Genomic DNA, 25,528 nt, shown 5'->3' with positions numbered 1-25,528 from the left:
TCGAGGGCCTAAAGGGCCTGGCAGAAAGTGGGCAGAAGGTCGGCGGGCTGGCCGGCCGGGCAGGCGTCGAAGGTGAACACCACGAGCGTGCCGAGCACGATCAGGATGACCACGGCGGCGAGGATCGCTGACTTGAGGATGCCGCGGCTGACGCGGGTTGTGGCGTAGTCGTTCACCAGCGTGCGCATGCCGTTGCCGCCGTGGATCAGGGCGAGCCAGAGCATGGCCACGTCCCACCACTGCCAGAACGGGTTGGCGAGCTTGCCGGCGACGAAGGCGAAGTTGAGGGCACTGACGCCCTCGCCCACCATGAGGTTCACGAAGAGGTGGCCGAAGATCAGCACGACCAGCACGATGCCGGAGACGCGCATGTAGATCCAGCCCCACTTCTCCCAGTTCACACCGCGTCGCTGCGGGTCACGGGAGTAGGGGCTGCGGGGGGCGGCGAGTGTCGTTGTCATGATCTCGTCCTCCTAGTGGCTGAACACGTTGATCAGGTGACGGGGTGTGAAGGCGAGCATCGTGATCACCCAGAGGCCGATCACCACGTAGAAGAGCACCCGCTGGTACTTCGCGTTCCAGAAGTCGATGGCGATGATGCGCAGGCCGTTGAAGGCGTGGAACACGATCGCGCCGACCAGGGCAACCTCGCCCAGGCCCATGATGGGCGTCTGGTACTGGCTGATCACGGCGTTGTACGCCTCGGGGCTGACCCGCACGAGTGCGGTGTCGAGGATGTGTACGAGGAGGAAGAAGAAGATCGCCACCCCGGTGATCCGGTGCAGGACCCAGGACCACATGCCCTCACGGCCACGGTAGAGCGTTCCGGCCGGGCGACGCGAGGTCGTCTTCCGCTGAGCTGTCAGGGCCTCTGCCGAATTCTGTGGCATGACCAACCCTCCCTGGCTGAGTCGTGACCCCTGCGAACGAGGTGTCATCGTTGAACAAACACGTACAGACATTCTATGTCTCGATGGCGACATAAGTCTGGTTAGGGCTGCCTAAGCCGTGGGCGGCCCGTCGACATGACCAGAGGCTTTGGGCCCTGTCGGGTGAACGGATGTTCGTTCAGCGGCGCTGGGCCAGCGGCACCAGGGTTTCCGCCCGGCGGGCGAGGCTCTCGTCGATGACCTGCTGGTAGTGGTCGAACAGGGTGGCGCAGACGTTCTCCCAGCTGCGGCCGAGCACGGCGCGCCGCCCGGCCTCGCCCATCCGGTGCCGCAGCGGGGCATCCGCCACGAGCGCGGCCACGTGCCGGCGCAGGTCCCTCTCGTCGTCGGGGGTGAAGAGGAAACCGTCGGTGCCGTGCCCGACGAGGTCGATCGGGCCGCCCGCGCGTGGCGCCACCACGGGCAGGCCCGCCGCGTGCGCCTCCTGCAGGGTCTGGCCGAAGGTCTCCTCGGTGCCGGCGTGCAGGAACACATCGAAGCTGGCGTAGGCCGCCGCGAGCTCGGCGCCGGCGAGCCGGCCGAGCCAGGTGACCGGCAGGCCGGCCAGGGCGCGGGTCACCAGGGGAGTGGACGGCCCGTCGCCGACCAGGGCGATGCTGATCCCGGCCAGGCCGCGCAGGGCCCGGAACCTCTCCACCTGCTTCTCCGGGGCGATTCGGCCGACGTAACCGATCACCACTTCGCCGTTCGGGGCCAGCCGCCGCCGCAGTGCCGCGACCTCAGGGTCCCGCCGGTTGTTGGGGTGGTAGCCGTCCAGGTCCACGCCGCGGGTCCACAGGTCCAGGCGCTGCACGCCGATGCGGCGCAGGTCCCGCATCGACGCCGTCGAGGGCACCAGGGTGAGGTCGGCACCGTCGTGCACCCACTTCACGAACCGCCAGGCCAGCTTGCTGGCCTGGCCGAGGCGGTTGCGGTTGGCGTAACCGGCCACATCCGTCTGGAACACGGCGACGCTCGGCACGCCCAGACGCCGGGCGGAGGCGATGCCCTGCGCGCCCAGCAGGAACGGCGACGCGGCGTGCAGCACGTCGGGCTGGAAGTCGGACAGGAGGCCCAGAACCCTCGGGTTCGGCAGGCCCACCGGGAACTGCCGGTAGGACAGTGCGGGCACGGTGTGCACCGGGAAACCCGCGAACGACGCCGGGGCGCCGGACGGGGCGATCACCAGCGCATCGTGGCCCTGGCGGCGTAATTCGCCGAGCACCTTGCAGACGCTCGTGGTGACCCCGCTGACAGTGGGGAGGAAGCTTTCGCTGACGACGGCAACCCTCATGCCGCCAGAGTAGGCAGCCAGCACATCCGTGCGGTGAACCCTGGATGAACAGGGCAGACGGACCGGTAGTCTGGCGCAATGTCCCACTCCAGCGCTGCCCTCGACCGCTTCTACAGTGTGATCCCCGCCGGCGGGATCGGCTCCAGGCTCTGGCCGCTGTCGCGCGCCGATGCTCCCAAGTTCCTGCACGACCTCACCGGCAGCGGCCAGACGCTGTTGCGCGCCACCTGGGACCGGCTGGCCCCGCTCTCCGGCGATCAGCGGATCATGGTCGTCACGGGGCGGGCGCACCGGGCCGCTGTCGAGGAGCAGCTGCCTGAGCTGGCCGACCTCAACGTGGTCCTGGAGAGCGAACCGCGGGATTCCTCAGCCGCCATCGGCCTGGCCGCCGCGATCCTCGAGCGCCGCGAACCCGGCGTGATCATCGGCTCGTTCGCCGCCGACCACGTGATCAAGGGCCCCGCTGCGTTCCGCCAGGCCGTCGTCGAGGCGATCGCCGCCGCCGACACCGGCCTGATCGTCACCATCGGCATCCAGCCCACCGAGCCGGCGATCGGCTTCGGCTACATCAAGACCGGCGCGGACCTGGACATCCCCGGCGCGCCGAGCGCCCAGTCGGTCAACTCGTTCGTGGAGAAGCCCAGCCCGGCCACCGCGAAGCGGTACCTCTCCAGCGGCCAGTACCTCTGGAACGCGGGCATGTTCATCGCCCGCGCCGACCGGTTGCTCGAGGAGATCGGCGCGGCCGAGCCCGAGCTGCTGGCCGGCCTGCTCGAACTGGCGGAGGCCTGGGACACCCCGCGCCGCGGCGCCGTGGTCGACCAGGTCTGGCCCAAGCTCAAGAAGATCGCCATCGACTACTCCGTCGCCGAGCCCGTCGCCGCGAGGGGCGGCCTGGCCGTGATCCCCGGCCAGTTCGACTGGGATGACGTGGGGGACTTCGCGTCGATCGCCAAGATCCACGCCAACGGCCGCAAGCGCGACCTGGCGATCCTCGGCGAGGGCGCCCGGGTGCTCGCTGACTCCTCCAGCGGGATCGTCGTCAGCCACACCAAGCGCATGATCGCGCTCATCGGTGTGGACGACATCGTGGTGGTGGACACCCCCGATGCACTGTTGGTGACCACGAGCGCGAACGCCCAGAAGGTCAAGGCCGTCGTCGACGCGCTGCGGCTGTCGGGCAGCTCCGACGTCCTGTAGCCGACGTACGGGCCGAGCCGCGAGGGTTTCTCATCAATAGGCCCGGTAGATGACTATTTGTGTCGTCCGGATTTCCGAAATGTCGCGGCTTGATAACCTTTTGGCTACAGTGTCGGTTTGCTCATCTGAGCAGGGCTGTTCTGGGTAACGTGTAGACCATATAGCAGCCCGCGCGATCCCACGCCGGGCCTCATCTGGAGGTCAATCTTGACAATCACGACCCGCAAGGCAACGCTCGGCGGCCTTGCCTCACTCGGCGTTCTCGCTCTGCTCGCGGCGTGTGCGCCGGCCCCCACCGACGACGCCGGCTCCAACGACGCCGCATCGGACTTCCTGCCCTGCGTCGTCTCCGACTTCGGCGGCTTCGACGACAAGTCCTTCAACCAGTCCAGCTTCGAGGGCATCTCCCAGGCCTCCGAGGAGCTCGGTGTTGAGTTCAAGCAGGCCGAGTCCACGTCCGAGGACCAGTACTCCGGCAACGTGACCAGCATGGTCGACCAGGGCTGCAACTTCATCCTCACCGTCGGTTTCGCCCTGGCTAACGCCACCCGCGACGCTGCGCAGGCCAACCCCGACGTCGAATTCGCGATCATCGACTCCGCCCTCTCCAACGACGACTTCAGCCCGCTGACGCTCGACAACGTGAAGCCGGTCCTCTATGACACCGCGCAGGCCGCGTTCCTCGCCGGCTACCTCGCTGCAGGCACCACCAAGACCGGCACCGTCGGCACCTTCGGTGGCATGCAGTTCCCGTCCGTCACCATCTTCATGGATGGTTTCGCCGACGGCATCGCGTACTACAACACCGAGAAGAAGACCGACGTCAAGCTCACCGGCTGGTCGAAGGACACCCAGGAGGGCCTGTTCGCCGGTGGCTTCGATGACATCAGCGCGGGCAAGACGCTCAGCCAGGGCCTGATCGACGCCGGTGCGGACATCATCCTCCCGGTCGCCGGCCCGCTCTTCCAGGGCACCGCGCAGGCCATCAGCGAGTCCGGCAAGGACGTCGCCATCGTCGGAGTCGACAGCGACCTGTTCGAGACCACGCCCGAGTTCGCGGCGCTGTACCTCACCTCCATCATGAAGTCGATGACGGATGCCACCGACCAGATCATCACCGACGCGGCCGCGGGCGACTTCTCCTCCGACCCGTACGTCGGAACCCTTGAGAACGAGGGCGTCGGCCTGGCCCCGCTGCACGACTGGGAGTCCAAGGTCGACCCGGCCCTGGTCACCGAGCTGGACGACCTCAAGGCAGCGATCATCGCCGGCGACATCGTCGTGACGAGCGACGCCACGCCCAAGTAACCCGTCGCCGGGAGCACAACACCGGCAACACCGCACAGCACTAACGCGCAACCAGCACTACCGCACAGCAGTACCACAACGGGGAGGCCAACGACACGTTGGCCTCCCCATTTCGTTGTGCGTCATACTCCCGGCAGGCGCGCAGCCGGGCAGCATCTCAATAGAATCGAAGACTATGAAGCTCGAACTTCGCGGCATTACGAAGAGATTCGGTGCCCTGGTTGCCAATGACGACATCAACCTCACCATCGAGGAGGGTGAGATCCACGCCCTGCTCGGCGAGAACGGAGCCGGTAAGTCAACGTTGATGAACGTGCTCTACGGCCTCTATCGGGCCGAAGAGGGTGAGATCCTGCTGGACGACGTCGCCCAACACTTCGCCGGACCCGGCGACGCGATGAACGCCGGTATCGGCATGGTGCACCAGCACTTCATGCTGATCCCCGTCTTCACCGTCGCGGAGAACGTGATGCTCGGCCACGAACAGACCAGGGTCGGCGGCTCCCTGGACCTCGCGGCCGCCCGCGCCCGGGTGCGCGAGATCTCCGACCGGTTCGGGTTCGACGTCGATCCCGACGCCCTCGTCGAGAACCTCCCCGTCGGCGTGCAGCAGCGGGTGGAGATCATCAAGGCGCTCTCCCGCGACGCGAAGGTGCTCGTCTTCGACGAGCCCACCGCCGTGCTCACCCCGCAGGAAACCGACGAGCTGATGAACATCATGCGCCAGCTCAAGGCCGCGGGCACGTCCATCGTCTTCATCACCCACAAACTGCGCGAGGTGCGAGCGGTCGCCGACCGGATCACCGTCATCCGGTTGGGCAAGGTCGTCGGTGACGCGGCGCCGACCGCGAGCAACGAAGAACTCGCCACCCTGATGGTGGGCCGCGCGGTCGACCTCACCGTGGACAAGGCGCCCGCCGCCCCCGGCGCGCCCGCGCTGGTCGTCACGAATCTCACCGTGATCGACGCCCTGGGCCAGATACTGGTCAACGATGTCAGTTTCGACGTCAAGGTCGGCGAGATCCTCGCGATCGCCGGCGTTCAGGGCAACGGGCAGACCGAACTGACCGAGGCCCTTATGGGTCTGCAGCCCCGCGTCGTTGGCGACATCACCCTCGACGGCAAGTCCCTGCGCGGCCATTCGGTGCGTCAGGTGCTCGACGCCGGGGTCGGCTTCGTGCCGGAGGACCGCACCAGGGATGGCCTGGTCGGCGGTTTCACCATCGCCGAGAACCTGATGCTCGACCGCTCCAACAAGCTCCCCTTCGTCAAGCGGTTCAACCTGCAGCTGGCATTCCTGGCCGATTTCGCCCGGGACAAGGTGAAGGAATTCGACGTACGGTCCCAGGGCATCGAGACCCCGGTCGGCCGGCTCTCCGGCGGCAACCAGCAGAAGGTGGTTCTGGCCCGTGAGCTCAGCCGCGACCTGCGCCTGTTCATCGCCGCCCAGCCCACCCGCGGCCTCGACGTCGGCTCGATCGAATTCGTGCACGAACGCATCGTGGCGACCCGGGATGCCGGCACTCCGGTCATCGTGATCTCCACCGAACTCGACGAGGTCGCCGCCCTCGCCGACCGGATCATGGTGATGTACCGCGGCCGCATTGTCGGCATCGTCCCCGGCGACACCCCCCGATCCGTTCTGGGTCTCATGATGGCGGGCGAAACCCCCGCAGAAGGAGCCGCAGCATGAGCGCCTCTCAGCAGCCCGCCGTGACCCCGACCAAGGTCACCGAGCCCGACGAACCGTCGCGCTGGCACGGCATCTTCCGCGAGATCACCACCGGGAACGCGATCATCTCCGTGCTCGCCGTTGTGCTCGCCCTGCTCGTCGGCGCCGTGATGATCGCGTTGACCAACCCGAACGTACAAGAGAGCGCCGGCTACTTCTTCTCCAGGCCGGGCGATATGCTCTTCGCCGTCTGGGACGCGGTGTCCGGAGCGTACTCGGCCCTGTTCCAGGGCTCGGTGTACAACTTCCGCCGGCCGAGCTTTGCCGACGGCATCAAGCCCTTGACCGAGACCCTCACCTACGCCACCCCGCTGATCGCGGCCGGCCTGGGTGTCGCACTCGGCTTCCGGGTGGGCCTGTTCAACATCGGCGGCCGCGGCCAGATGCTCATCGCCGCCACCCTCGGCGGCTGGGTCGCCTTCGCGCTTGAGCTGCCGGCCGGCATCCACATGATCGCCGCGCTGGTCGCGGGCGTGCTCGGCGGTGCTCTCTGGGGCGGACTGGTCGGCCTGCTCAAGGCCCGCACCGGCGCGCACGAGGTGATCACCACGATCATGCTCAACTATGTGGCGTTCTACCTGGTCAGCTTCCTGTTGCGCGACGGATTCCTCAGGACCCCCGGCTCCAACAACCCGAAGAGCCCGGCCACGAAAGAGACCGCGGTCTTCTTCGACCTGCTCGGCCCGAACTACAACCTGCACTTCGGCTTCATCCTGGTGATCGCCGCCACGGTGTTCACCTGGTGGCTGCTCAGCCGCTCCAACCTGGGCTTCAAGTTCCGCGCCGTCGGTGAGAACCCGAACGCGGCCAAGGTCGCCGGCATCAGCGTGCAGCGCATGTACGTCTACGCGATGCTGTTCTCTGGCGGGCTCGTCGGCCTGGCAGGCATCAACCAGGTGCTCGGCACCACCACCAGCGGTTTCGGTGCCGGCATCGACTCGGGGATCGGCTTCGACGCCATCACCGTGGCGCTGCTCGGCCGGTCCAAGCCGTGGGGCGTGTTCGCGGCGGGCATCCTGTTCGGTGCATTCAAGGCCGGCAGCTTCTCGATGCAGGCCGCCGAGGGCGTGCCCATCGACATCGTGCTCGTGGTGCAGTCGCTCATCGTGCTCTTCATCGCCGCGCCGCCGCTGGTGCGTGCGATCTTCAGGCTCCCCGCCCCCGGGGCTCCCCGCCGCAGACCGCTCCCCAACGTGACCCAGGAGGTGGCGGCGAAATGAGCACCATCGCGCCAGTGAACCAGCCCACCCAGCCCACCGGCCCCGAGGAGGGCCCGGCAACCACGGTGATCAAGAGCTGGAAGGTCCCGATCATCCTCGGCGTCTTCACGGTGCTCGGTTTCCTGCTGATGGTGGTCTTCGGCCGCACCGGAACCAGCACCATGGTGCTCTCCACCTCCAGCGACCTGATCCAGCTGCCCGATGTGCTGCTGCCGACCCTGCCGACCGGCATCGTCATCAGCATCCTGCTCGCCGGCATCACCGCCCTGAGTGCCTGGATGGTGCAGACCCACCGCAAGGTGCCGCTCTGGCTGATCTCGGTGTTCGCGGTGCTGCTGCTGATCGGCTTCCTCACCTGGGCATCCGCCGACGAACGCATCCCGGTGCCCGGGCTGCTCTTCGGCTCGCTGAGCCTGGCCGTGCCGCTGATCTTCGGTGCCCTCGGTGGCGTCATCTCCGAGCGCGTCGGCGTGGTCAACGTGGCGATCGAGGGCCAGCTGCTGGCCGGCGCGTTCACCTCCGCGATCGTGGCCTCCGTGACCCAGCAGCCGCTGCTCGGCCTGCTCGCCGCGATGGTGGCGGGTGTGCTCGTCTCCTTCGTGCTCGCGGCGTTCTCGATCAAGTACTTCGTCGACCAGGTCATCGTCGGTGTGGTGCTGAACGTGCTCGTCACCGGCCTCACCGGGTTCCTGTTCTCCGAGGTGCTCGCTCCGAACGCGGCCACGCTCAACCAGCCGCCCAAGTTCGAGCGCATCAACATCCCGCTGCTGAGCGAGATCCCGATCATCGGCCCGGTCTTCTTCAGGCAGACCCTGATCGTCTACATCATGTACATCGCCGTCGCCGCGGTGTACTACGGCATCTTCCACACCAAGTGGGGCCTCCGCCTCCGCGCCGTGGGCGAGCACCCGCAGGCCGCCGATACCGTGGGCATCAACGTCACCGGCACCCGGTTCTGGAACGTGTCCCTCGCGGGTGCCGTCGCCGGTCTCGGTGGCGCGTACTTCACGCTGGGGTCGGTGGGTGCCTTCGGTAAGGAGATGACGGCCGGCGCCGGCTTCATCGCCCTGGCGGCGGTGATCTTCGGCCGGTGGGACCCGATCAGGGCCACCCTCGCGGCGTTGCTGTTCGGCTTCGCCAGCAACCTGCAGAACGTGCTGAGCATCATCGGGTCGCCTGTGCCCAGCGAGTTCATGCTGATGCTGCCCTACCTGGTCACCATCTTCGCCGTGGCCGGCCTGGTGGGCCAGTCCAGGGGCCCGGCGGCATCCGGCAAACCATACATAAAATCGTGACGGAGACCACAGTGACCAGCCACGACGTGACCCCGACATCCGGCGAGATCGACTGGGGCATGCTGCGCACCGCGGCCGCCGAGGCGATGACGCACGCCTACGTGCCGTACTCGAAGTTCCCCGTCGGTGCGGCCGCCCTCGTCACCGACGGCCGGGTGATCAGCGGTTGCAACGTGGAGAACGCCTCCTACGGCCTCACCCTGTGCGCCGAATGCGCCCTGGTGTCGGTGCTGCACCTCACCGGCGGCGGCCAGCTCGTCGCGTTCTCCTGCGTCGACGGCAACGGCAACACGCTGATGCCGTGCGGGCGCTGCCGCCAACTGCTCTACGAACACTCGGCACCAGGCATGCTGTTGGAGACCGTCTCCGGCGTGCGCACCATCGACGAGGTCCTGCCGGACGCCTTCGGGCCCCGCCAACTCGCCGCCTACAGGGAAGACAACTCATGAGCTCCACCCCCGCCCGCACCATCGAGGCCTTCGACGCCGTCGACCTGATCCACGCCAAGCGTGACAAGGGCGAGCTGTCCACACCGCAGATCGACTGGCTGATCGACGCGTACACCCGCGGTTACGTCGGCGACGAGCAGATGGCCGCGATGACCATGGCGATCTTCCTCAACGGCATGTCCCGCCGGGAGATCCGCGACATGACCATGGCCATGATCAACTCCGGCGAGCGGATGAGCTTCGACAGGCTGGACAAGCCCACCACCGACAAGCACTCCACCGGCGGAGTCGGCGATAAGATCACGCTGCCGCTGATGCCCCTCGTGGCGGTCTTCGGCGCCGCGGTGCCGCAGCTCTCCGGCCGCGGCCTCGGCCACACCGGCGGCACCCTGGACAAGCTCGAGTCCATCCCGGGCTGGCGCGCCAACCTCAGCAACGATGAGATGTTCCAGCAGCTGCAGGATGTCGGCGGAGTCATCTGCGCCGCCGGCAGCGGCCTGGCCCCGGCCGACGGCAAGCTCTACGCCCTGCGCGACATCACCGGCACGGTCGAGGCGATCCCGCTGATCGCCTCCTCGATCATGTCCAAGAAGATCGCCGAGGGCACCAGCGCCCTGGTGCTCGACGTCAAGTTCGGCTCCGGCGCGTTCCTGAAGGACATCGAGCGCTCCCGCGAGCTGGCCCGCACCATGGTCGCGCTCGGCGAGGACGCCGGGGTGGCGACATCCGCTCTGCTGACCAACATGAACGTGCCGCTCGGACTGGCCATCGGTAACGCCAACGAGGTGCGCGAGTCGCTCGAGGTTCTCGCCGGCGGCGGCCCCGCCGACGTGGTGGAGCTCACCGTGGCGCTGGCCCGGGAGATGCTCAACCTGGCCGGCATCGTCGACGTCGACGTGGAGGCGGCCCTCAAGGACGGCCGGGCGATGGACAAGTGGAACGCCGTCATCCGCGCCCAGGGCGGCGACCCGACCGCCGCGATGCCCGTGGCCAAGGAAACCCACACCGTGGTCGCCGACCGCGACGGCGTCCTCGTCGAACAGCAGGCGCTGCCGTTCGGCATCGGCGCCTGGCGCCTCGGCGCCGGACGGGCCCGCAAGCAGGACCCGGTGCAGCACGCCGCGGGCATCGACCTGCACGCCAAGCCCGGCGACACCGTGCGGAAGGGCGAGCCGCTGTTCACCCTCAGCGCCGACGAGCCCGAGCGCTTCGCCCGGGCCCTCGAGGCCGTCGAGGGAGCCTGGCGCATCGGCGCCCCTGGTGACCCGATCCTCGACGGCGGCCCCCTGATCGCCGAGCGGATCGGCAACTAACCCCACCCTGCCCCCCCCCCGCGAGAAGTCACTTGGGGCTAGTGCTCAGCTCCGCGACTGCCCCCAACTGCCCTTTCGCGCCATCACCATTTCGCGAGAGGCCAGTTGGGGCCAGTGTGCGCGCCAGGAACTGCCCTCAACTGCCCTCTCGCGCCAGGCTCATTTCGCGAGAGGACAATTGGGGCCGGTGTCGGCGCCAAGAACTAGCCGCAACTGCCCTCTCGCGGTGGCGTTCTTCGTGTGGGGCTACGGGCGCCAGCCTCTGGCGCGCAGGGCCTCGTCCAGGCGGGCCAGTACCTCTGCTGGGTGCGTCGCCTTCGTGGCCCGGATGACTCGCCATCCGTCGGCGGCGAGGTCGTCGAGACGTTCCACGTCCCTGGCATATTGAGTGTCGTCAGTGCGATGCTGCTCGCCGTCGTACTCGACCAGGACCTTGTACTTCAGGTAGACGAGGTCTCCTCGGGCACCTTTGCGTCCCGGTCGCAGAGGCAGCGGGACATTCGTGTCGGGTTCGGGGAAGCCAGCTCGAACCACCATCAAACGCAGATAGGTCTCCCGTCGCGACTCCACTCGCGGCCGCACCAGCTCGAGTGCCTCGCGCAGCCGCTGCACGCCTCGCCGGCCGGCGCGGTTCGCGACAGCTGCTGCGAGATCAGACCTGGTGGCGGGCGGAACGAGTTTTCCCAGGAGGAAATCACCCACAGAAATGAGGTCGTCCAGGCCGAGGCTGAGGGCCAGATCGCACCACGTGGTCACCGGGTCGGTCGTCGTGAGTCCGTTGACGATCCACAGGCCGGGGCGCCGATGCACTGTATGCCCGACAACGCCCCTCATCCGCAGCGCGCGTTCGGGGACCAGCACGCTCACATGGAGCCGGGGGTCGTTCTCCAGCCGCGGCGGCAGCGGAAACCCGAGCAGACGCGCCGCCGTCGCATGGCTGAAGAAGTGCCCGGCGGGCATCCGTGCTGCATACGCACGGATCAGCCCAGCCGGTTCTGCCCGGCTGCCGGCGGCGGCCCGCACACCACGGAATGGGGTCTCCAGGTCCAATGCTCTGGTTCGATTCCGGTTGACGCCCGCCGCGCGGGCCTCCGCCAGCGTGAAACCGTCCAGAGGGAGGACGCGCGGGAGCTCCGATCGACGAGACATGCCAGCACCGTGCCAGATTCCCTTGGCCCGCGTCAGAGTTATCCACCGGCGCCGCTTCCAAGCGGCCCGAGAAGGCAGTTGAGGCTGGTCCGCGGCGCAGAGACTGGCCTCAAGTGCCTTCTCGCCGCGGGGGCGGATGTGGCGGTGTCGGGACGCGCACAGCGGCGGAGCGATAGATTGGAGGAGTGAATACCAGCTCCGAGGAATACCTGTTGCCCGGCAGTGGCGTCAGCATCAACGCTCTGCCCAAAGTCTCTCTGCACGATCACCTCGACGGCGGGCTGCGGCCGGCCACGGTTCTCGAGCTGGCCGCGGAGATCGGGCTCGAACTGCCCGCGACCACCGAGGCCGGACTCGCCGACTGGTTCGTCAGCCAGGCCACCTCCGGCTCGCTCGTCGACTACATCAAGACCTTCGACATCACCGTGGCCGTCATGCAGACCCACGACGCCCTCGCCCGGGTGGCCAGGGAGTTCGTTGAAGACCTCGCCTTGGACGGCGTCATCTACGGTGAGGTGCGCTGGGCGCCCGAGCAGCACCTGTCCGGCGGCCTCAGCCTCGACCAGGCCGTCGACGCCGTGCAGGAGGGCATCACTGCCGGCATCGACCGGGTCGCCCAGGCCGGCATCAGCATCAAGATCGGCCAGCTGATCACCGCGATGCGGCACGCCGACCGCTCGCTCGAGGTCGCCGAACTCGCCGTGCGGCACCGCGACCTCGGCGTGGTCGGTTTCGACATCGCCGGCGCCGAAGAGGGCTTCCCCGCCGGCAACCACACCGCCGCATTCGACTACCTGGCCCGGAACCTCTTCCCGGTCACCGTGCACGCCGGCGAGGCCGACGGGCTGGACAGCATCCGCGGCGCCCTGTTCGACGGCCGCGCGCTGCGCCTGGGCCACGGGGTGCGCCTGGCCGAAGACATCGAAATCGGCCGGGAGGATCAGGAGAACACCTACGTCACCCTCGGCCCGCTGGCCCAGTGGGTGCGCGACCGGGAGATCCCGCTGGAACTCAGCCCCTCGTCGAACCTGCAGACCGGCGCCATCGCCGCGTGGGGCGACGACATCCTCGACCACCCGTTCGACCTGCTCTACCAGCTCGGCTTCAGGGTCACCGTCAACACCGACAACCGGCTGATGAGCGCCACCAGCCTCAGCCGTGAGCTGGCCCTGCTCACGGATGCCTTCGGCTACGACCTCGACGACCTCGAAGCCCTGCAGCTCAACGCGGCCTCCGCGGCCTTCCTGCCGCTGGAGGAGCGCGAAGAGCTCGCCGACGCCATCGTCGCCGGTTTCTCCAACGCCTGACCCGCCGAAAGCCCACGCCAGAAAGCTGCCATGTCCCTCCCCCCACTTCCCCTCGACGCGATCGACGTCGGCCTGCATGTTCCCGATTGGCGGGCCGCCGTCGGCGCCGCCGGCGCCGCGCTGGAGAGGTCCGGTTCCACCGGCCCCGGTTACACCGAACGCATGGTGGGTGTGATCGAGGAATTCGGCGCCTATGTGGTGATCGCGCCCGGGCTGGCCCTGGCGCACGCCCGGCCCGGCCCCGATGTGCTCACCGAGGGCCTGAGCGTGGTCACCCTCGCCGAACCGGTGGCCTTCGGGCACCCGCACAACGATCCCGTCAACGTGATCCTGGGCCTGGCGGTGACGACGGGCGACGAGCACGTGCACTTCGTCGCCGAGCTGGCCAACGTGTTCAACGACGCGAGCATCATCCCGGCGCTGGCAGCGGCGCCCGACGCAGCATCCGTACGCTCACTTCTGGGCATCACGGCACCAAACGGCGAAGACGCCAGCACGGAGGAATCATCATGAAGATCGTCGCACTGTGCGGAGTGGGTATCGGGACGTCCGCCATCCTCAAGGTCAACGCCGAACGTGCCCTCGAACGCCTCGACATCGAAGCCGATGTCACCGCCGCCGACATCGCCAGTGTGAAGCTCGCCGCCGCCGACGCGCAGGTCATCCTCACGTCGAGCGAGCTGGTGCCGTCGATCGGCAAGACCAACGCCGACGTCATCATCATCGACAACTTCTTCGACCTCGACGAACTCACCGCCAAACTCGAAACCGCGCTGGGTTAACCAGCGCAGGGCGGATGCCGCCACCGGCAGCATCCGCCCCACCCGGACTAGCCGATCAGCGCTCGCATGCCCCGCTCGAGGTCGGCGAGGGCCGTACTGGCCGTCTCGGTGCGCTCGGCGAGCGTGCCGACGGCGCAGCTGGTGTCCAGGTACACCTTGAGCTTGGGCTCCGTGCCGCTGGGCCGCACCATCACCCGGGACCCGTCGGCGAGCACGATGCGCAGCACGTCGCTGGCCGGCAGGCCGTTGAAGCCGGCGCTGAGGTCGTCGATGTGGTCGACGGTGCTGCCGCCGACCATCGCCGGCGGGCTCTGGCGCAGCCGGGCCATGACCCGGTCGATTTCGGACAGGTCGGTCACCCGCACCGAGATCTGGCCTGAGGCGAAGTAGCCGAACTTCTCGGCGAACGCATCGAGGTGCTCTGCCAGCGTCGACCCGTCGGCCTTGAGGTCGCTCACCAGCGACAGCAGGGCAACGGCGGCGGAGATGCCGTCCTTGTCGCGCACGGTGCCCGGGTTGACGAGGTAGCCCAGGGCCTCTTCGAAACCGAAGAGCAGGCCGGGAGCGCGGGAGACCCACTTGAATCCGGTGAGGGTGTCGGCGAAGTTCAGGCCGTACGCGTCGGCGACGGCCTTGAGCGCCGGCGTCGACACGATCGAGCAGGCCAGGGTGCCGTCGGGACCGCCATCGCCGGGGGCGTTCTGGGCGAGTTCAGCCGCACGCCAACCCAGGATCGCGCCGACCTCGTTGCCGCTCAGGCGCCGGTAGCCCTCCGGCGCGTCGGCGTCCGGGATGGCGATGGCGAGCCGGTCGGCATCCGGGTCGTTGGCGATGATGAGCTCTGCGCCCACCTCGCGGGCGGTCTCGAAGGCCAGGTCCATCGCGCCGGGTTCCTCGGGGTTGGGGAAGGCGACGGTGGGGAACGCGGAGTCGGGGGCGATCTGCGCGTCGACGAGGGTCGGCAGGGCGAACCCGGCGGCGTCGAGCACCCGGCGGGTGGTGTCCCAGCCCACGCCGTGCAGCGCCGTGTAGACGGCGTTGACCTGGGCGCGCGGGCGAGTGGCGATGCCGGCGGTCGCGTCCACATAGGCCTGCACGACCGACTCCGGCGCGGTCTCGTAGGCGGCGCGGGGCAGGTCGGAGACCAGCAGGGTGTCGGCCACCCGCTGGATCTCGGTGGCGATGGCCACGTCGTCCGGCGAGACGATCTGCGAGCCGTCGTTGGCGTCGCCGAGGTAGACCTTGTAGCCGTTGTCGTTGGGCGGGTTGTGCGAGGCGGTGACCATGACACCGGCACTGGCGCCGAGGTGCCGCACCGCGAAGGCCAGCACCGGGGTGGGCAGCAGCCGGGGCAGCAGGATGGCGCGGACGCCGGCGCCGGCCATGACCGACGCGGTGTCGGTGGCGAAGACGTGCGAGTTGCGACGGCCGTCGAAGCCGATGACCACCGACGGGATGCCGCCGGGGCGGACCGTCTCGACCTGCTTGAGCAGGAAGGCGGCCAGGCCTGCGGCGGCCTGGGACACGAGGACCCGGTTCATCCGGTTGGAGCCTGCCGCGATTTCGCCACGCAGCCCGGCGGTGCCGAACGCGAGTCGCTCGTCGAACCTGGAGTGCAGGTCGGCGACGGCGGCCGGTTCACGGTCCTGGGCCTGCTGCAGGAGCAGGCGCAGCTCGGCGCGGGTCTCCGGGTCTGGGTCCTGGGCGAGCCAGGCGGTGGCGGTCACGATCAGGGCGTTGACCGGGTCGATAGGGGCGTCCTCGACGACGGTGTCCAGTACCGCGGTCTCGGCCGGGATCTCGTCGGACCCCGCGACGGTGTCGAGTACGGCGGTCTTGGGCTCGCGCTCGTCGGCCGGGGCGGCGTCGGGCACGGCGGGCGCGGCGGCGGGCTGGGAAGCGGCGGGCTCGGACGGGTCGGCGGCGTGTGCGCCGCGGCGGCGGGTTTCGCCGGTCGGGGTCAGGTCGGCCGGGCCGTCGGTCAGGCTCACAGTGCGGCCACGATCTTGGCGAGGAGGGCGCTGATGGCGGCCTCGGCCTGCTGGCCGGCTTCGAGAACTTCGCCGTGGCTCAGCGGCGACTTCTGGATGCCGGCGGCCAGGTTGGTGATCAGCGACATGCCGAGGATCTCCATGCCGGCCTGCCGGGCCGCGATGGCCTCCAGGGCGGTGGACATGCCCACGATGTGGCCGCCGATGGCCTTGGCCATCTGCACCTCAGCGGGCGTTTCGTAGTGCGGGCCGCGGAACTGGCAGTAGACGCCCTCGTCCAGGGTGGCGTCGATGCCACGGGCCAGGTCGCGCAACCGCTGCGAGTACAGGTCGGTGAGGTCGATGAAGGTGGCGCCCTCGAGCGGGGAGTCCGCGGTGAGGTTGATGTGGTCGCTGATCAGCACCGGGGTGCCGGGCGTCCAGGTCTCACGGATGCCGCCGGCCCCGTTGGTGAGGATCATCGTCTTGGCTCCGGTGGCGGCGGCGGTGCGCACGCTGTGCACGACCCGGCGCACGCCGTGACCCTCGTAGTAGTGCGTGCGGGCGCCGATGACCAGGGCGCGCTTGCCGCCGGGCAGCAGCACCGAGCGCAGCGTACCGGCGTGGCCGGCCAGGGCGGGAGCACTGAACCCGGTGATCTCCTGGGCGGGGATCGTGTGCGTGGTCTCGCCGATCAGGTCGGCGGCCTTGCCCCAACCGCTTCCGAGGGTGAGGGCGATGTCGTGGTGTGCGACGCCGGTGGCGGCGCTGATTTCCGAAGCGGCGAGCCTGGCCACGTCAAACGGGTCGGTTTCGGGCGCGTCAAGAGGATTGATCTCGGTCGTGAGCATCTCCCTACTCTAATTGCACGGGCGTCGGCCATGGTTTGGCCCGGCGCGCACGGCGCGACAGAATAAGTGAATGTCTTACGAGTTCGAGAGAAAACAGCGCATCGCGGTCATCGGCGGCGGCCCCGGCGGTTATGAAGCGGCCCTGGCCGGCGCGCAGCAGGGCGCCGAGGTCACCCTCATCGAACGCGTCGGGGTCGGCGGAGCCGCAGTGCTCACCGACGTCGTGCCGTCGAAATCCCTCATCGCCACGGCGGAAGCGTCGAACTCGATCCGGGAAGCCAACGACCTCGGCGTGCAGTTCTTCGTGCGCGGCGAGAACGGCAAGCCGCTGCACCCCGAGGTCGCGATCAACCTCGCCGCCGTGAACAAGCGGCTGCTGGCCCTGGCCAGGGAACAGTCCGAAGACATGCGCGCGACGCTCCTGAAGGCCGGCGTGAAGCTGCTGAGCGGCCACGGCCGGCTCGACGGCCGGGACGCCGTGATCGTTTCCACCGGCGACGACGGCTCCGGCACCGACTTCGACCGGATCGAGGCCGACACCATTGTGCTGTCGGTCGGTGGCAGCCCGCGCACCCTGCCCAGCATGATGCCCGATGGGGAACGCATCCTCACCTGGACCCAGCTGTACAACCTCAAGTCGGTGCCCAAGCACCTCATCGTCGTCGGCTCCGGCGTCACCGGGGCGGAGTTCGCCTCCGCCTACCGGGCCCTGGGCGCCGAGGTCACCCTGATCTCCAGCCGCGACCAGGTGCTGCCCGGCGAGGATGCCGACGCCGCCGCTGTCATCGAGAACGTGTTCACCCGTAACGGCATGGTGGTGCTCAGCAAGTCCAGGGCCGCCTCGGCCGAACGCACCGAGACCGGTGTGCTCGTCACGCTCGCCGACGGCCGCACGGTAGAGGGCAGCCACTGCCTGATCGCCGTCGGCGCCGTACCCAACACCACGGGCCTCGGCCTGGCCGAGGCCGGGGTGCAGCTGGACGAGTCCGGCCACATCCGGGTCAACCGGGTCGCGCGCACCTCGATCCCGAACATCTACGCCGCCGGCGACTGCACCACCGAGATGCCACTGGCCTCCGTCGCGTCGATGATGGGCCGCACCGCGGTCTACCACGCGATGGGCGACGCCGTGAAGCCGATCGAGGTGCGCAACGTGGCCGCGAACATCTTCACCCAGCCCGAGATCGCCACAGTGGGCTGGGCGCAGAAGGAGATCGAGGAGGGCCTGCGCCGCGGCGAGGTCTACAAGATCCCGCTCGAGGGCAACCCGCGCGCCAAGATGATGGGCATCACCGACGGTTTCGTCAAGCTGATCGCCTCCCGCGGCACCGGCACCGTCATCGGCGGCGTGATCGTGGGCCCCAAGGCCAGCGAGCTGATCTTCCCGCTCACCCTCGCCGTGGAGCACGGCCTCACGGTCGACGAGGTCGCCGAGGCGTTCACCGTCTACCCGTCGCTGACCGGCTCCATCACGGATGCCGCACGTGCCATGCACAAGGTGCACTACTGACCAGAGGCTGACCCGCGGGGCGCGCTCGGGCCGGTTAGCCGACCGTCATGAGCAGGTGGCCGGAGGAGACCGTCGAGCCGACGTTCGCGCCGATGGCGCCGATGACGCCGTCCTTGTGCGCGGTGAGGGGCTGTTCCATCTTCATGGCCTCCAGCACCAGCAGCAGGTCGCCCTTGACGACGGTGTCGCCCTCGGCGACGAGGATCTTCACGATCGTGGCCTGCATGGGCGCCTTGACGGCATCCCCGGTGGCGGTGTTGACCGAGTGCGCGGCCGTGCGGCGGCGCGGTGCGGGCCCGGCGGTCTTCTCCGACGCGGTACCCGGCAGCAGTTTGCTGGGCAGGCTCACCTCGATGCGGCGGCCGTCCACCTCGACGACCACGCTGTGCCTGGCGTCGGAGCGGGGACGGTCCTCGACGGTGCCGCTCCAGGGGTCGATGGTGTTCTCGAACTCGGTTTCGATCCAGCGGGTGTAGATCGAGAACGGGGCGCCGTCGGCCGGGGCGAAGGCCGGGTCGCGCACGATCATGCGGTGGAACGGCAGCACGGTGGGCAGGCCGGCCACCTCGAACTCGTCCAGGGCGCGCCGGGCGCGCTCCAGGGCCTGCTCGCGGGTGGCGCCGGTGACGATGAGCTTGGCCAGCAGCGAGTCGAACGAGCCGGAGATCTCGTCGCCGGACTGCACGCCGCTGTCGACGCGCACGCCGGGGCCGCCGGCGGCCTTGAACACGTGCACGGGGCCGGGAGCGGGCATGAAGCCGCGGCCGGCGTCTTCACCGTTGATGCGGAACTCGAAGGAGTGGCCCACCGCGATGGGGTCGTCGTAGTCGAGCACGCCGCCCTCGGCGAGCCGGAACTGTTCGCGCACCAGGTCGATGCCGGTGACTTCCTCCGACACCGGGTGCTCCACCTGCAGGCGGGTGTTCACCTCGAGGAAGGAGACCGTGCCGTCCTGGCCGATCAGGAACTCGCAGGTGCCGGCGCCGACGTAGCCGACCTCCTTGAGGATGGCCTTGGACGCCCGGTACATCTCGGTCGTCTGCGCCTCGGTGAGGAACGGCGCCGGTGCCTCTTCGACGAGCTTCTGGTGGCGGCGCTGCAGGGAGCAGTCGCGGGTGGAGACCACGACGACGTTGCCGTGCGCATCCGCCAGGCACTGGGTTTCAACGTGGCGGGGCTTGTCCAGGTACTTCTCCACGAAGCACTCGCCGCGGCCGAACGCCGTGACGGCTTCGCGCACCGCGGAGTCGAACAGCTCCGGCACTTCTTCGCGGGTGCGGGCGACCTTGAGGCCGCGGCCGCCGCCGCCGAAGGCCGCCTTGATGGCGACGGGCAGGCCGTGCTGGTCGACGAAGTCGAGCACCTCGGATGCGTCCGCGACGGGGTTCAGGGTGCCGGGCGCCATCGGTGCGTGCACCTTCTCGGCGATGTGCCTGGCCGACACCTTGTCGCCGAGCTGTTCGATGGCCTCGGGGGACGGCCCGATCCAGATCAGGCCGGCGTCGATCACGGCGCGGGCGAAGGCGGCGTTCTCGGCGAGGAAGCCGTAGCCGGGGTGCACGGCGTCGGCGCCGGAGCGGCGGGCGATGGAGAGGATCTTCTCGATGACCAGGTAGGTTTCGGCGCTCGTTGTGCCGTCGAGCCCGTAGGCCTCGTCGGCGAGGCGGGAGTGCAGGGCGTCCCGGTCCTGGTCGGCGTACACGGCGACCGAGAGGATGCCGCTGTCCTTCGCTGCTCTGATCACTCTGACGGCGATCTCGCCCCGGTTAGCGATGAGGACCTTCGTTATACGCGACATAGGTACTGAGCCTATTGGTCAGAACCCCCGCAATTTTGGTTCTTTCCCACAAAAACCGATTGGAGAACACTGCGTCGGCCTACAAAGGCCCCGCTACAACGGTCAGTTCGGTAGGGCCGAAGTGCCCATATTCCACAGAGTTGGCCAGTCATAGCCCAGCTGGAGCACCAATCGGCGCAGCGTGGGCAACGACAACCCCACCACGGTGGACGGGTCGCCCTCAATGCGGCTGATGTACGGCGCGCCGAGGCTGTCGATGGTGAACGCGCCGGCGACGAAGAGCGGTTCGCCCGTCTGGATGTAGGCGTCGAGCTCCGCATCGGGGATGTCGTCGGCGAACGTCACGTCGGCCACGGCCACCGCGCCGACGCCCCGGCCCGGCTGTTCGGCGGTGTGGTCGATCAGCCAGTGGCCGGAATACAGCTGCCCGGTGCGTCCGCGCTGTCGGTGCCAACGCTCCCTGGCCCTGTCGACGGTGTGCGGCTTGCCGTAGATCACTCCGTCGAGCACGAATACCGAGTCCCCGCCGAGAACCAAGCCGTCTATGCCGTGCGCGGCGCCGTCGGCGGCCACGGCCTCGGCCTTCGCCCTGGCCAGCAGCTCCACCACGTGGTGCGGCGTGAGGGCGGCGCCGGTGCGGGCCGCCTCGGCCGCGGCGACCGCATCCTCGTCGACGTCCGGAGAGATCGTCACCGGTTCGATGCCCGCCGCGCGCAGTAGCGACAGTCGGGCCGGGGACGTGGAGGCGAGATACAGGCGCATGAAACCCTTCGGTGGCTCATCAGGTGTGGGATGCTCATTCAATGGGCACCAACACTAATCGTCAGGCAAGTCAGAGCATTCCAGAGGGCGAGATCGGCACTGAACTCGACCTCGATATCACCAACGTAGCCCACGGCGGCATCTTCGTTGCCCGCCACGAGGGCCGGGTGATCTTCGTCAGCGACACGCTGCCGGGGGAACGGGTGCGCGTGCGTCTCACCGACGCGAACAAGAAGAGCTTCTGGCGCGCCGAGACCGTCGAGGTCCTCGACGCGGCCCCCGAACGCCAGCCGCACATCTGGGCTGCGGCCGCTATCGACCGGGATCCGGCCGACCGCGCCGGCGGCGCCGAATTCGGTCACATCGAACTCGGCCACCAGCGAGAACTCAAGCGCCAGGTCCTCACCGACGCCCTGCACCGGATGGCCGGCGTCGACAGCGATGTCACGGTCGAGCCGGTTCCGGTCGCCGCGGATGCCTCACCGGGCGACGCCATGGACGGCACCGGTTGGCGCACCCGGGTGCGCCTGCACGTGACCGAGACCGGCATCGTCGGCCCGTACGCGGCCCGCTCGCACCGGGTGATCCCCGTCGACGACCTGCCGCTGGCCGTGCACGCCCTCGAAATGGCCGCGCCGCTGGACAAGCTGTTCGCCGGCGCCGCATCCGTCGATGTCGTCGCCCCGAGCGTGGGCCCGGTGCAGATTCTGGTCGCCGAGCAGGATGACAAGGGCCGCCGGCGCCGCACTGCGCCCAAGCCGATCACCGAGGTCGTTGGCGACCGCGAGTTCCGGCTCGACGCAGCCGGGTTCTGGCAGGTGCACGCCCGCGCCGCCGAGACCCTGTTCGCGGCCGTGCAGGACGCCATCGACCCCGACCTGTTCGACCCCAAGGCCGCCAACCTCGACCTGTACGGCGGAGTGGGCCTGCTCGCCGCCGCCGTCGGCGACAGGTTCGGCTCCGACGTTCGCATCACCTCGGTGGAGAGCGACGCCCAGGCCACCGAGAACGCCAGCGCGAACCTCGCCGAGTGGGTCGGCGCCACCGCCCAGACCGCCAGGGTGGACAAGTTCCTGACCGGCCTCACCCGCGAGGCCGACGAGGCCGAGCGTGGCCGGCAGCGGGCCGCCACCGTGGTCCTTGACCCGCCGCGTTCCGGTGCCGGCGGCGAAGTCGTGGACACCCTGGTGCACCTCGGACCGGCCCAGGTGGTCTACGTCGCATGCGATCCGGTGGCCCTGGCCCGCGACGTGGCCCTGTTCAGCGAGCACGGCTACACCCTGCGGAGCCTGCGCGCCTTCGACCTGTTCCCCAATACCCACCACGTCGAAGCCGTCGCCCTGCTCACCAGATAGCTAGTCTTAGCACCAAGAACGTAGACGAAAGATGACAACCGTGACCGAGCCTGCCGCAGCACCCGACCTGGCCCACCGTCCCGTGCGTGTGGGCATCGCCGACGACCATGAGTCGGTGCGGCTGGGCATCAAGGCCGCCTGCGAGAACACCGGCTTCGTGGTGGTCTTCGCCGCCGCGACCGTGCGGGAGCTCGTCGACGGCATCGCCGGGCGTGAGGTCGACGTGATCGTCCTCGACCTCTCCCTCGGCGATGGGTCCCTGGTCACCGACAACGTGCACCTGGCCCGCGGCACCGGGGCGTCGGTGCTGGTGCACAGCATCGCCGACCGGGTCGCCCTGGTCCGCGAGGCCTTGGCCGCCGGCGCGGCCGGCGTCATCCCCAAGTCGAGCCCGACGACCACCGTGATGGCCGCCGTCGCCTCTGTCGCCCGCGGCGACGTGCTCAACAACCTGGAATGGGCCACGGCCATCGACGCCGACCGGGACTTCGCCAAGGCCCAGCTGGGCCGGCGCGAACGCGACGTTCTGCACCTCTACGCCTCCGGCCTGCCGCTGAAGATGGTGGCCATGCAGCTCGGCATCGCGCACTCCACCGCCCGGGAGTACCTGGACCGCATCCGGGTGAAGTACGTCGAGGTAGGCCGCCCGGCGCCCACGAAGGTGGACCTGCTGCGCAGGGCCGTTGAAGACGGCATCCTGCCGGGCCTCGACCCGGAAGGCGGGGATGGGCGCTCCTAGTCCGGCAGAGGTCCTGCCGGTCCGGTCCTTCAGACTCTCACCGGGACGAAGCGGGCCCGACCAGCTCGGCGCCGACCTTCTCAACGAATCCAAGCAGCCGCGCAAGCCCATCAGCCGCGCGCAGATCGAACGCGTCGTCTCCCGCGCAGTCGGCGGCGTCGGCCTGATCTTCGCTCTGCAGACCTACCCGGCGATGCTCAGCCAGATGGACAGCCTGAAGCCGGGCCTGGGTCTCGCGCTCACCGTGGCGATGTACGGCGGCCTGGGCCTGGCGATCATCGCCACTCTGGTGAAGAGATTCATCAGGGTCACCAGCGGCCTGTTCGCCGTGCTGTACCTCGCGGCGCTGGTCGCCTGGCCCGCGATGCTGAACACCCCAGACGGCGTCCTGGACGGCAAATCCTGGCTCTGGTACCTCTGCACCGTCGCCACATCCTGCGCCGCGGTGTCCTTCCCGTTGTGGTGGGCGATGATCTACACGCTGCTGGCCCCGATCGCCTACGGCGTGGTGCGGGTGCTGCCCGCCGGGGGTGGCGCGGAGCCGATGCTCGGCGCCCTTGACGCGTTCTACGCGATCCTCCTCGGCCAGGTGGTGCTGATCATCATCACCATGCTGCGCCAGGCCACTGCGGCCGTCGACACCGCCCAGACCAACGCCCTGTCCATCTACTCCTCGGCCGTGCGCCAGCACGCCACGGAGGTGGAGCGGGTGCAGGTGGACTCCATTGTGCACGACAGCGTGCTCGCTGCGCTGCTCTCGGCCGCGGCCGCCGGCACGCCCAAGGCCGCCCAGCTTGCCGCAACGATGGCGCAGGAAGCCATGGTGCGGCTCAACGAGGCAGGTTCCATCCCCGCCGCCGACGACAGCATGGTGCCGTTCAGCGACCTCAAAGGGCGCATCCGCACCATCGCGAACAGGTTCGACGAGCCGATCGAGTTCATCGACTGCGACGCGGAGGACCTCAGCCTGCCCGCGTACGCCAGCGAGGCGCTCTTCGCCGCCAGCGCCCAGGCGATCGTGAACAGCATCCAGCACGCCGGCGCCCGCGGAGACGCGGTGGCCAGGTCGGTGCGGATGAACACCAACCTGCTCGGCGGCTGCATCATCGAGATCGCCGACTCCGGGGTGGGTTTCGACCCCACCGCCGTGCCCAGCGAACGCCTGGGCCTGCGGATCTCGATCCGCGAACGGGTCGCGACAGCCGGCGGTGCCGTGCAGGTGCGCAGTGGCCCCGGCCGGGGCACCTCCATCCTGATCGAGTGGCCGCTCGGCGAGCCCGGTGACGCCGCATGATCACTGTTCCTCGCGGGCTGATCCTGTCCCTGGCTGCCCTGTTCTCGACCTATCACGTGATCCTGGCGCTGTATTCCCTGGATGCGCCCACCTCGCCGGTGCCGCCGCTGATCGCGGTCCTGCTCTACGCCCTGGCCACCGTGCTGAGCCTGTGGCCCACCAGCCCGGCCCGGATGTCGCTCTGGCTGGGGTTCTTCAACGTCGCCGTGTGCGTCGCCGTTCCGCTCCTGGTCGGCAGCCAGCTGGACGGGACGGTGTCCGACAACGGCTACGCCACCTGGTACGTGGCCGCCGTCGGCACCCTGATGACCATCACAGCCACCCGCAGGCGTGCGACCCTGGCCTGGGTGGGCACGGGCTTCCTCATCGCCCACACCATCGTCTGGGCCGGTGCGGGCGCGCTCGCGTCGATGGGTGTGATCGGCAGCGCCGTGTGGGTGTTCGTTGCGGTCACGCTGGCCAGGGCGCTGGCCAAGGCCGGCCGGGACGCCCGGCAGTACGGCCTCGCCGAACGGGAGGCCACCGAATGGCAGGCGGCGCAGGAGGCGCACCTGTACGAGCGTCAGGTCCGCCTGGCCCAGACCATCCGGCTCGCGGCGCCGATGCTGCGCCGCATCGTGCAGGAGGGCGGCAGTCTCAGCGAAGGGCAACGCCAGGAGTGCCGGTACCTGGAGGCCGCGATCCGCGACGAGATCCGCGGGCGCAAACTGCTCAACGATGCCGTACGCCGCGAGGTGATGGCGGCCAGACGGCGCGGAGCCATCGTCACCCTGCTCGACGAGGGCGGCATCGACGACCTCACCGGCGCCGACCTGGAGCTCGTGCTGAACACCCTGGCCGACGCCATGGCTGCCACCACAGCGGCCACGATCATCGCCAGGACCGCGGCGGACGGGTCGGGAACCGCGGTGACCGTCGTGGGCATCAACAGCCCGGACCCGAGGCTCAGCGCCCTCGGCCAGGAATCACCTGACGAAGAGGTGGACCTCTGGATGGAGATCCCGCGGGCCAACCACGTTCAGGACGTTGCGACCGGGCGGGCGACCCGCCGGCACTGAACGGACATGCGAAAGGGGACCCATCCGAAGACAGATCCCCTTCCGACATTTCCGTGTCAGGGCGACAACCCGAATGTCGCCTAGACGCGCCCCCAACACATTCGCCTGCTTACCCTAGTCGGCGAATGATTGGTCGTGTCACTCGAGAGCAACACCCAGCAATATCAATGATGCTGTCCCATCGCCCCCGTGAAAAGTCGTCATTTAGGGGGA

General features: G+C 68.9%; 23 protein-coding genes. 15 read left to right on the top strand and 8 right to left on the bottom strand.

Annotated elements, in window-relative coordinates; translation table 11 throughout:
- Window positions 1–8 precede the first annotated feature (8 nt).
- From E3T61_RS09395 to E3T61_RS09385, 3 genes are all read right to left on the bottom strand, one after another.
- On the bottom strand, window positions 9–461 hold the full coding sequence (locus E3T61_RS09395; RefSeq protein WP_134640595.1) for a succinate dehydrogenase hydrophobic membrane anchor subunit: 453 nt from the start codon (window positions 459–461) through the stop codon (window positions 9–11).
- 12 nt (window positions 462–473) lie between these two features.
- Window positions 474–890, bottom strand: a complete 417-nt coding sequence (sdhC, locus tag E3T61_RS09390) for a succinate dehydrogenase, cytochrome b556 subunit (RefSeq protein WP_134640594.1) — start codon at window positions 888–890, stop codon at window positions 474–476.
- 178 nt (window positions 891–1,068) lie between these two features.
- Entirely contained in the window at window positions 1,069–2,223 is a 1,155-nt protein-coding gene (locus E3T61_RS09385; RefSeq protein WP_134640593.1) for a glycosyltransferase family 4 protein, read from the bottom strand.
- A 78-nt stretch (window positions 2,224–2,301) separates the two neighbouring features.
- Between E3T61_RS09385 and E3T61_RS09380 the strand changes: the two genes are divergently transcribed.
- The 7 genes from E3T61_RS09380 to E3T61_RS09350 all read left to right on the top strand — a co-directional run bounded on the left by E3T61_RS09380 (window position 2,302) and on the right by E3T61_RS09350 (window position 10,740).
- The gene (locus E3T61_RS09380; RefSeq protein ID WP_134640592.1) at window positions 2,302–3,423 is read left to right on the top strand and encodes a mannose-1-phosphate guanylyltransferase; all 1,122 of its coding nucleotides are present in this window, start codon (window positions 2,302–2,304) and stop codon (window positions 3,421–3,423) included.
- A 207-nt stretch (window positions 3,424–3,630) separates the two neighbouring features.
- Entirely contained in the window at window positions 3,631–4,731 is a 1,101-nt protein-coding gene (locus E3T61_RS09375) for a BMP family lipoprotein (RefSeq protein WP_134640591.1), read from the top strand.
- A gap of 175 nt (window positions 4,732–4,906) precedes the next feature.
- Complete coding sequence (locus E3T61_RS09370; RefSeq protein WP_134640590.1) at window positions 4,907–6,424, top strand: ABC transporter ATP-binding protein; 1,518 nt, start codon at window positions 4,907–4,909, stop codon at window positions 6,422–6,424.
- On the top strand, window positions 6,421–7,683 hold the full coding sequence (locus tag E3T61_RS09365) for an ABC transporter permease (RefSeq protein WP_134640589.1): 1,263 nt from the start codon (window positions 6,421–6,423) through the stop codon (window positions 7,681–7,683). Before E3T61_RS09370 ends, E3T61_RS09365 begins: the two co-directional genes overlap by 4 nt.
- The gene (locus E3T61_RS09360; RefSeq protein WP_134640588.1) at window positions 7,680–8,978 is read left to right on the top strand and encodes an ABC transporter permease; all 1,299 of its coding nucleotides are present in this window, start codon (window positions 7,680–7,682) and stop codon (window positions 8,976–8,978) included. The genes E3T61_RS09365 and E3T61_RS09360 overlap by 4 nt, the downstream gene beginning before the upstream one ends.
- 59 nt (window positions 8,979–9,037) lie before the next feature.
- A complete protein-coding gene (locus E3T61_RS09355; protein WP_240694553.1) occupies window positions 9,038–9,427 on the top strand; it encodes a cytidine deaminase in 390 nt (129 codons plus the stop codon).
- Window positions 9,424–10,740, top strand: coding sequence for a thymidine phosphorylase (locus tag E3T61_RS09350; protein WP_134640587.1), 1,317 nt, complete (start codon window positions 9,424–9,426; stop codon window positions 10,738–10,740). The genes E3T61_RS09355 and E3T61_RS09350 overlap by 4 nt, the downstream gene beginning before the upstream one ends.
- 246 nt (window positions 10,741–10,986) lie before the next feature.
- On the opposite strand, the gene E3T61_RS09345 is transcribed toward E3T61_RS09350, so the two are convergent.
- Window positions 10,987–11,889 (bottom strand): DUF559 domain-containing protein, encoded by a 903-nt coding sequence (locus E3T61_RS09345; RefSeq protein ID WP_134640586.1) that lies wholly within the window; start codon window positions 11,887–11,889, stop codon window positions 10,987–10,989.
- 185 nt (window positions 11,890–12,074) lie between these two features.
- On the opposite strand from E3T61_RS09345, the gene E3T61_RS09340 reads away from it, so the two are divergent.
- The 3 genes from E3T61_RS09340 to E3T61_RS09330 are packed head-to-tail and all read left to right on the top strand — an operon-like array spanning window position 12,075 to window position 13,978.
- A complete protein-coding gene (locus E3T61_RS09340) occupies window positions 12,075–13,196 on the top strand; it encodes an adenosine deaminase (protein WP_134640585.1) in 1,122 nt (373 codons plus the stop codon).
- Between the two features lie 30 nt (window positions 13,197–13,226).
- Window positions 13,227–13,709, top strand: a complete 483-nt coding sequence (locus tag E3T61_RS09335) for a PTS sugar transporter subunit IIA (protein WP_134640584.1) — start codon at window positions 13,227–13,229, stop codon at window positions 13,707–13,709.
- Window positions 13,706–13,978, top strand: coding sequence for a PTS sugar transporter subunit IIB (locus tag E3T61_RS09330; RefSeq protein ID WP_134640583.1), 273 nt, complete (start codon window positions 13,706–13,708; stop codon window positions 13,976–13,978). Before E3T61_RS09335 ends, E3T61_RS09330 begins: the two co-directional genes overlap by 4 nt.
- Window positions 13,979–14,025: 47 nt before the next feature.
- Here E3T61_RS09330 and E3T61_RS09325 read toward each other — a convergent pair whose 3' ends face one another.
- Window positions 14,026–15,729, bottom strand: coding sequence for a phospho-sugar mutase (locus E3T61_RS09325; protein ID WP_134640671.1), 1,704 nt, complete (start codon window positions 15,727–15,729; stop codon window positions 14,026–14,028).
- A gap of 236 nt (window positions 15,730–15,965) precedes the next feature.
- Window positions 15,966–16,799 carry a purine-nucleoside phosphorylase gene (locus tag E3T61_RS09320; RefSeq protein ID WP_134640582.1) on the bottom strand — a complete coding sequence of 278 codons (834 nt, stop codon included), beginning with the start codon at window positions 16,797–16,799 and terminating at the stop codon, window positions 15,966–15,968.
- Window positions 16,800–16,869: 70 nt separating this feature from the next.
- Here E3T61_RS09320 and E3T61_RS09315 point away from each other — a divergent pair, with 70 nt between their 5' ends.
- A complete protein-coding gene (locus E3T61_RS09315; protein WP_134640581.1) occupies window positions 16,870–18,309 on the top strand; it encodes an NAD(P)H-quinone dehydrogenase in 1,440 nt (479 codons plus the stop codon).
- 34 nt (window positions 18,310–18,343) lie between these two features.
- Here the strand turns inward: E3T61_RS09315 and E3T61_RS09310 are convergent, their stop codons facing one another.
- The gene (locus E3T61_RS09310; protein ID WP_134640580.1) at window positions 18,344–20,107 is read right to left on the bottom strand and encodes an acetyl/propionyl/methylcrotonyl-CoA carboxylase subunit alpha; all 1,764 of its coding nucleotides are present in this window, start codon (window positions 20,105–20,107) and stop codon (window positions 18,344–18,346) included.
- A gap of 102 nt (window positions 20,108–20,209) precedes the next feature.
- A complete protein-coding gene (locus E3T61_RS09305; protein WP_134640579.1) occupies window positions 20,210–20,869 on the bottom strand; it encodes a Maf family protein in 660 nt (219 codons plus the stop codon).
- A gap of 41 nt (window positions 20,870–20,910) precedes the next feature.
- Here E3T61_RS09305 and E3T61_RS09300 point away from each other — a divergent pair, with 41 nt between their 5' ends.
- From E3T61_RS09300 to E3T61_RS09285, 4 genes are read left to right on the top strand one after another with little or no spacing between them, the layout of a single operon-like run.
- On the top strand, window positions 20,911–22,224 hold the full coding sequence (locus tag E3T61_RS09300; protein ID WP_134640578.1) for a class I SAM-dependent RNA methyltransferase: 1,314 nt from the start codon (window positions 20,911–20,913) through the stop codon (window positions 22,222–22,224).
- Window positions 22,225–22,255: 31 nt separating this feature from the next.
- Window positions 22,256–22,963 (top strand): response regulator transcription factor, encoded by a 708-nt coding sequence (locus tag E3T61_RS09295; RefSeq protein ID WP_134640577.1) that lies wholly within the window; start codon window positions 22,256–22,258, stop codon window positions 22,961–22,963.
- A complete protein-coding gene (locus E3T61_RS09290) occupies window positions 22,950–24,257 on the top strand; it encodes a sensor histidine kinase (RefSeq protein ID WP_134640576.1) in 1,308 nt (435 codons plus the stop codon). The genes E3T61_RS09295 and E3T61_RS09290 overlap by 14 nt, the downstream gene beginning before the upstream one ends.
- Window positions 24,254–25,315 (top strand): hypothetical protein, encoded by a 1,062-nt coding sequence (locus E3T61_RS09285; protein WP_134640575.1) that lies wholly within the window; start codon window positions 24,254–24,256, stop codon window positions 25,313–25,315. Before E3T61_RS09290 ends, E3T61_RS09285 begins: the two co-directional genes overlap by 4 nt.
- Window positions 25,316–25,528 lie beyond the last annotated feature (213 nt).

Origin of the sequence: Cryobacterium lactosi (assembly GCF_004403945.1) — a bacterium.
GTDB lineage: Bacteria > Actinomycetota > Actinomycetes > Actinomycetales > Microbacteriaceae > Cryobacterium > Cryobacterium lactosi.
This window is presented reverse-complemented; position numbering and strand designations above follow the sequence as displayed.

Excerpts from the sequence above, each read along its gene's own strand:
- E3T61_RS09395 (WP_134640595.1), bottom strand. The coding sequence starts at position 461 with ATGACAACGACACTCGCCGCCCCCCGCAGCCCCTACTCCCGTGACCCG.
- sdhC (WP_134640594.1), bottom strand. The coding sequence starts at position 890 with ATGCCACAGAATTCGGCAGAGGCCCTGACAGCTCAGCGGAAGACGACC.
- E3T61_RS09385 (WP_134640593.1), bottom strand. The coding sequence starts at position 2,223 with ATGAGGGTTGCCGTCGTCAGCGAAAGCTTCCTCCCCACTGTCAGCGGG.
- E3T61_RS09380 (WP_134640592.1), top strand. The coding sequence starts at position 2,302 with ATGTCCCACTCCAGCGCTGCCCTCGACCGCTTCTACAGTGTGATCCCC.
- E3T61_RS09370 (WP_134640590.1), top strand. The coding sequence starts at position 4,907 with ATGAAGCTCGAACTTCGCGGCATTACGAAGAGATTCGGTGCCCTGGTT.
- E3T61_RS09365 (WP_134640589.1), top strand. The coding sequence starts at position 6,421 with ATGAGCGCCTCTCAGCAGCCCGCCGTGACCCCGACCAAGGTCACCGAG.
- E3T61_RS09360 (WP_134640588.1), top strand. The coding sequence starts at position 7,680 with ATGAGCACCATCGCGCCAGTGAACCAGCCCACCCAGCCCACCGGCCCC.
- E3T61_RS09355 (WP_240694553.1), top strand. The coding sequence starts at position 9,038 with ATGCTGCGCACCGCGGCCGCCGAGGCGATGACGCACGCCTACGTGCCG.
- E3T61_RS09350 (WP_134640587.1), top strand. The coding sequence starts at position 9,424 with ATGAGCTCCACCCCCGCCCGCACCATCGAGGCCTTCGACGCCGTCGAC.
- E3T61_RS09345 (WP_134640586.1), bottom strand. The coding sequence starts at position 11,889 with ATGTCTCGTCGATCGGAGCTCCCGCGCGTCCTCCCTCTGGACGGTTTC.
- E3T61_RS09335 (WP_134640584.1), top strand. The coding sequence starts at position 13,227 with ATGTCCCTCCCCCCACTTCCCCTCGACGCGATCGACGTCGGCCTGCAT.
- E3T61_RS09330 (WP_134640583.1), top strand. The coding sequence starts at position 13,706 with ATGAAGATCGTCGCACTGTGCGGAGTGGGTATCGGGACGTCCGCCATC.
- E3T61_RS09320 (WP_134640582.1), bottom strand. The coding sequence starts at position 16,799 with ATGCTCACGACCGAGATCAATCCTCTTGACGCGCCCGAAACCGACCCG.
- E3T61_RS09315 (WP_134640581.1), top strand. The coding sequence starts at position 16,870 with ATGTCTTACGAGTTCGAGAGAAAACAGCGCATCGCGGTCATCGGCGGC.
- E3T61_RS09310 (WP_134640580.1), bottom strand. The coding sequence starts at position 20,107 with ATGTCGCGTATAACGAAGGTCCTCATCGCTAACCGGGGCGAGATCGCC.
- E3T61_RS09305 (WP_134640579.1), bottom strand. The coding sequence starts at position 20,869 with ATGCGCCTGTATCTCGCCTCCACGTCCCCGGCCCGACTGTCGCTACTG.
- E3T61_RS09300 (WP_134640578.1), top strand. The coding sequence starts at position 20,911 with ATGGGCACCAACACTAATCGTCAGGCAAGTCAGAGCATTCCAGAGGGC.
- E3T61_RS09295 (WP_134640577.1), top strand. The coding sequence starts at position 22,256 with ATGACAACCGTGACCGAGCCTGCCGCAGCACCCGACCTGGCCCACCGT.
- E3T61_RS09290 (WP_134640576.1), top strand. The coding sequence starts at position 22,950 with ATGGGCGCTCCTAGTCCGGCAGAGGTCCTGCCGGTCCGGTCCTTCAGA.
- E3T61_RS09285 (WP_134640575.1), top strand. The coding sequence starts at position 24,254 with ATGATCACTGTTCCTCGCGGGCTGATCCTGTCCCTGGCTGCCCTGTTC.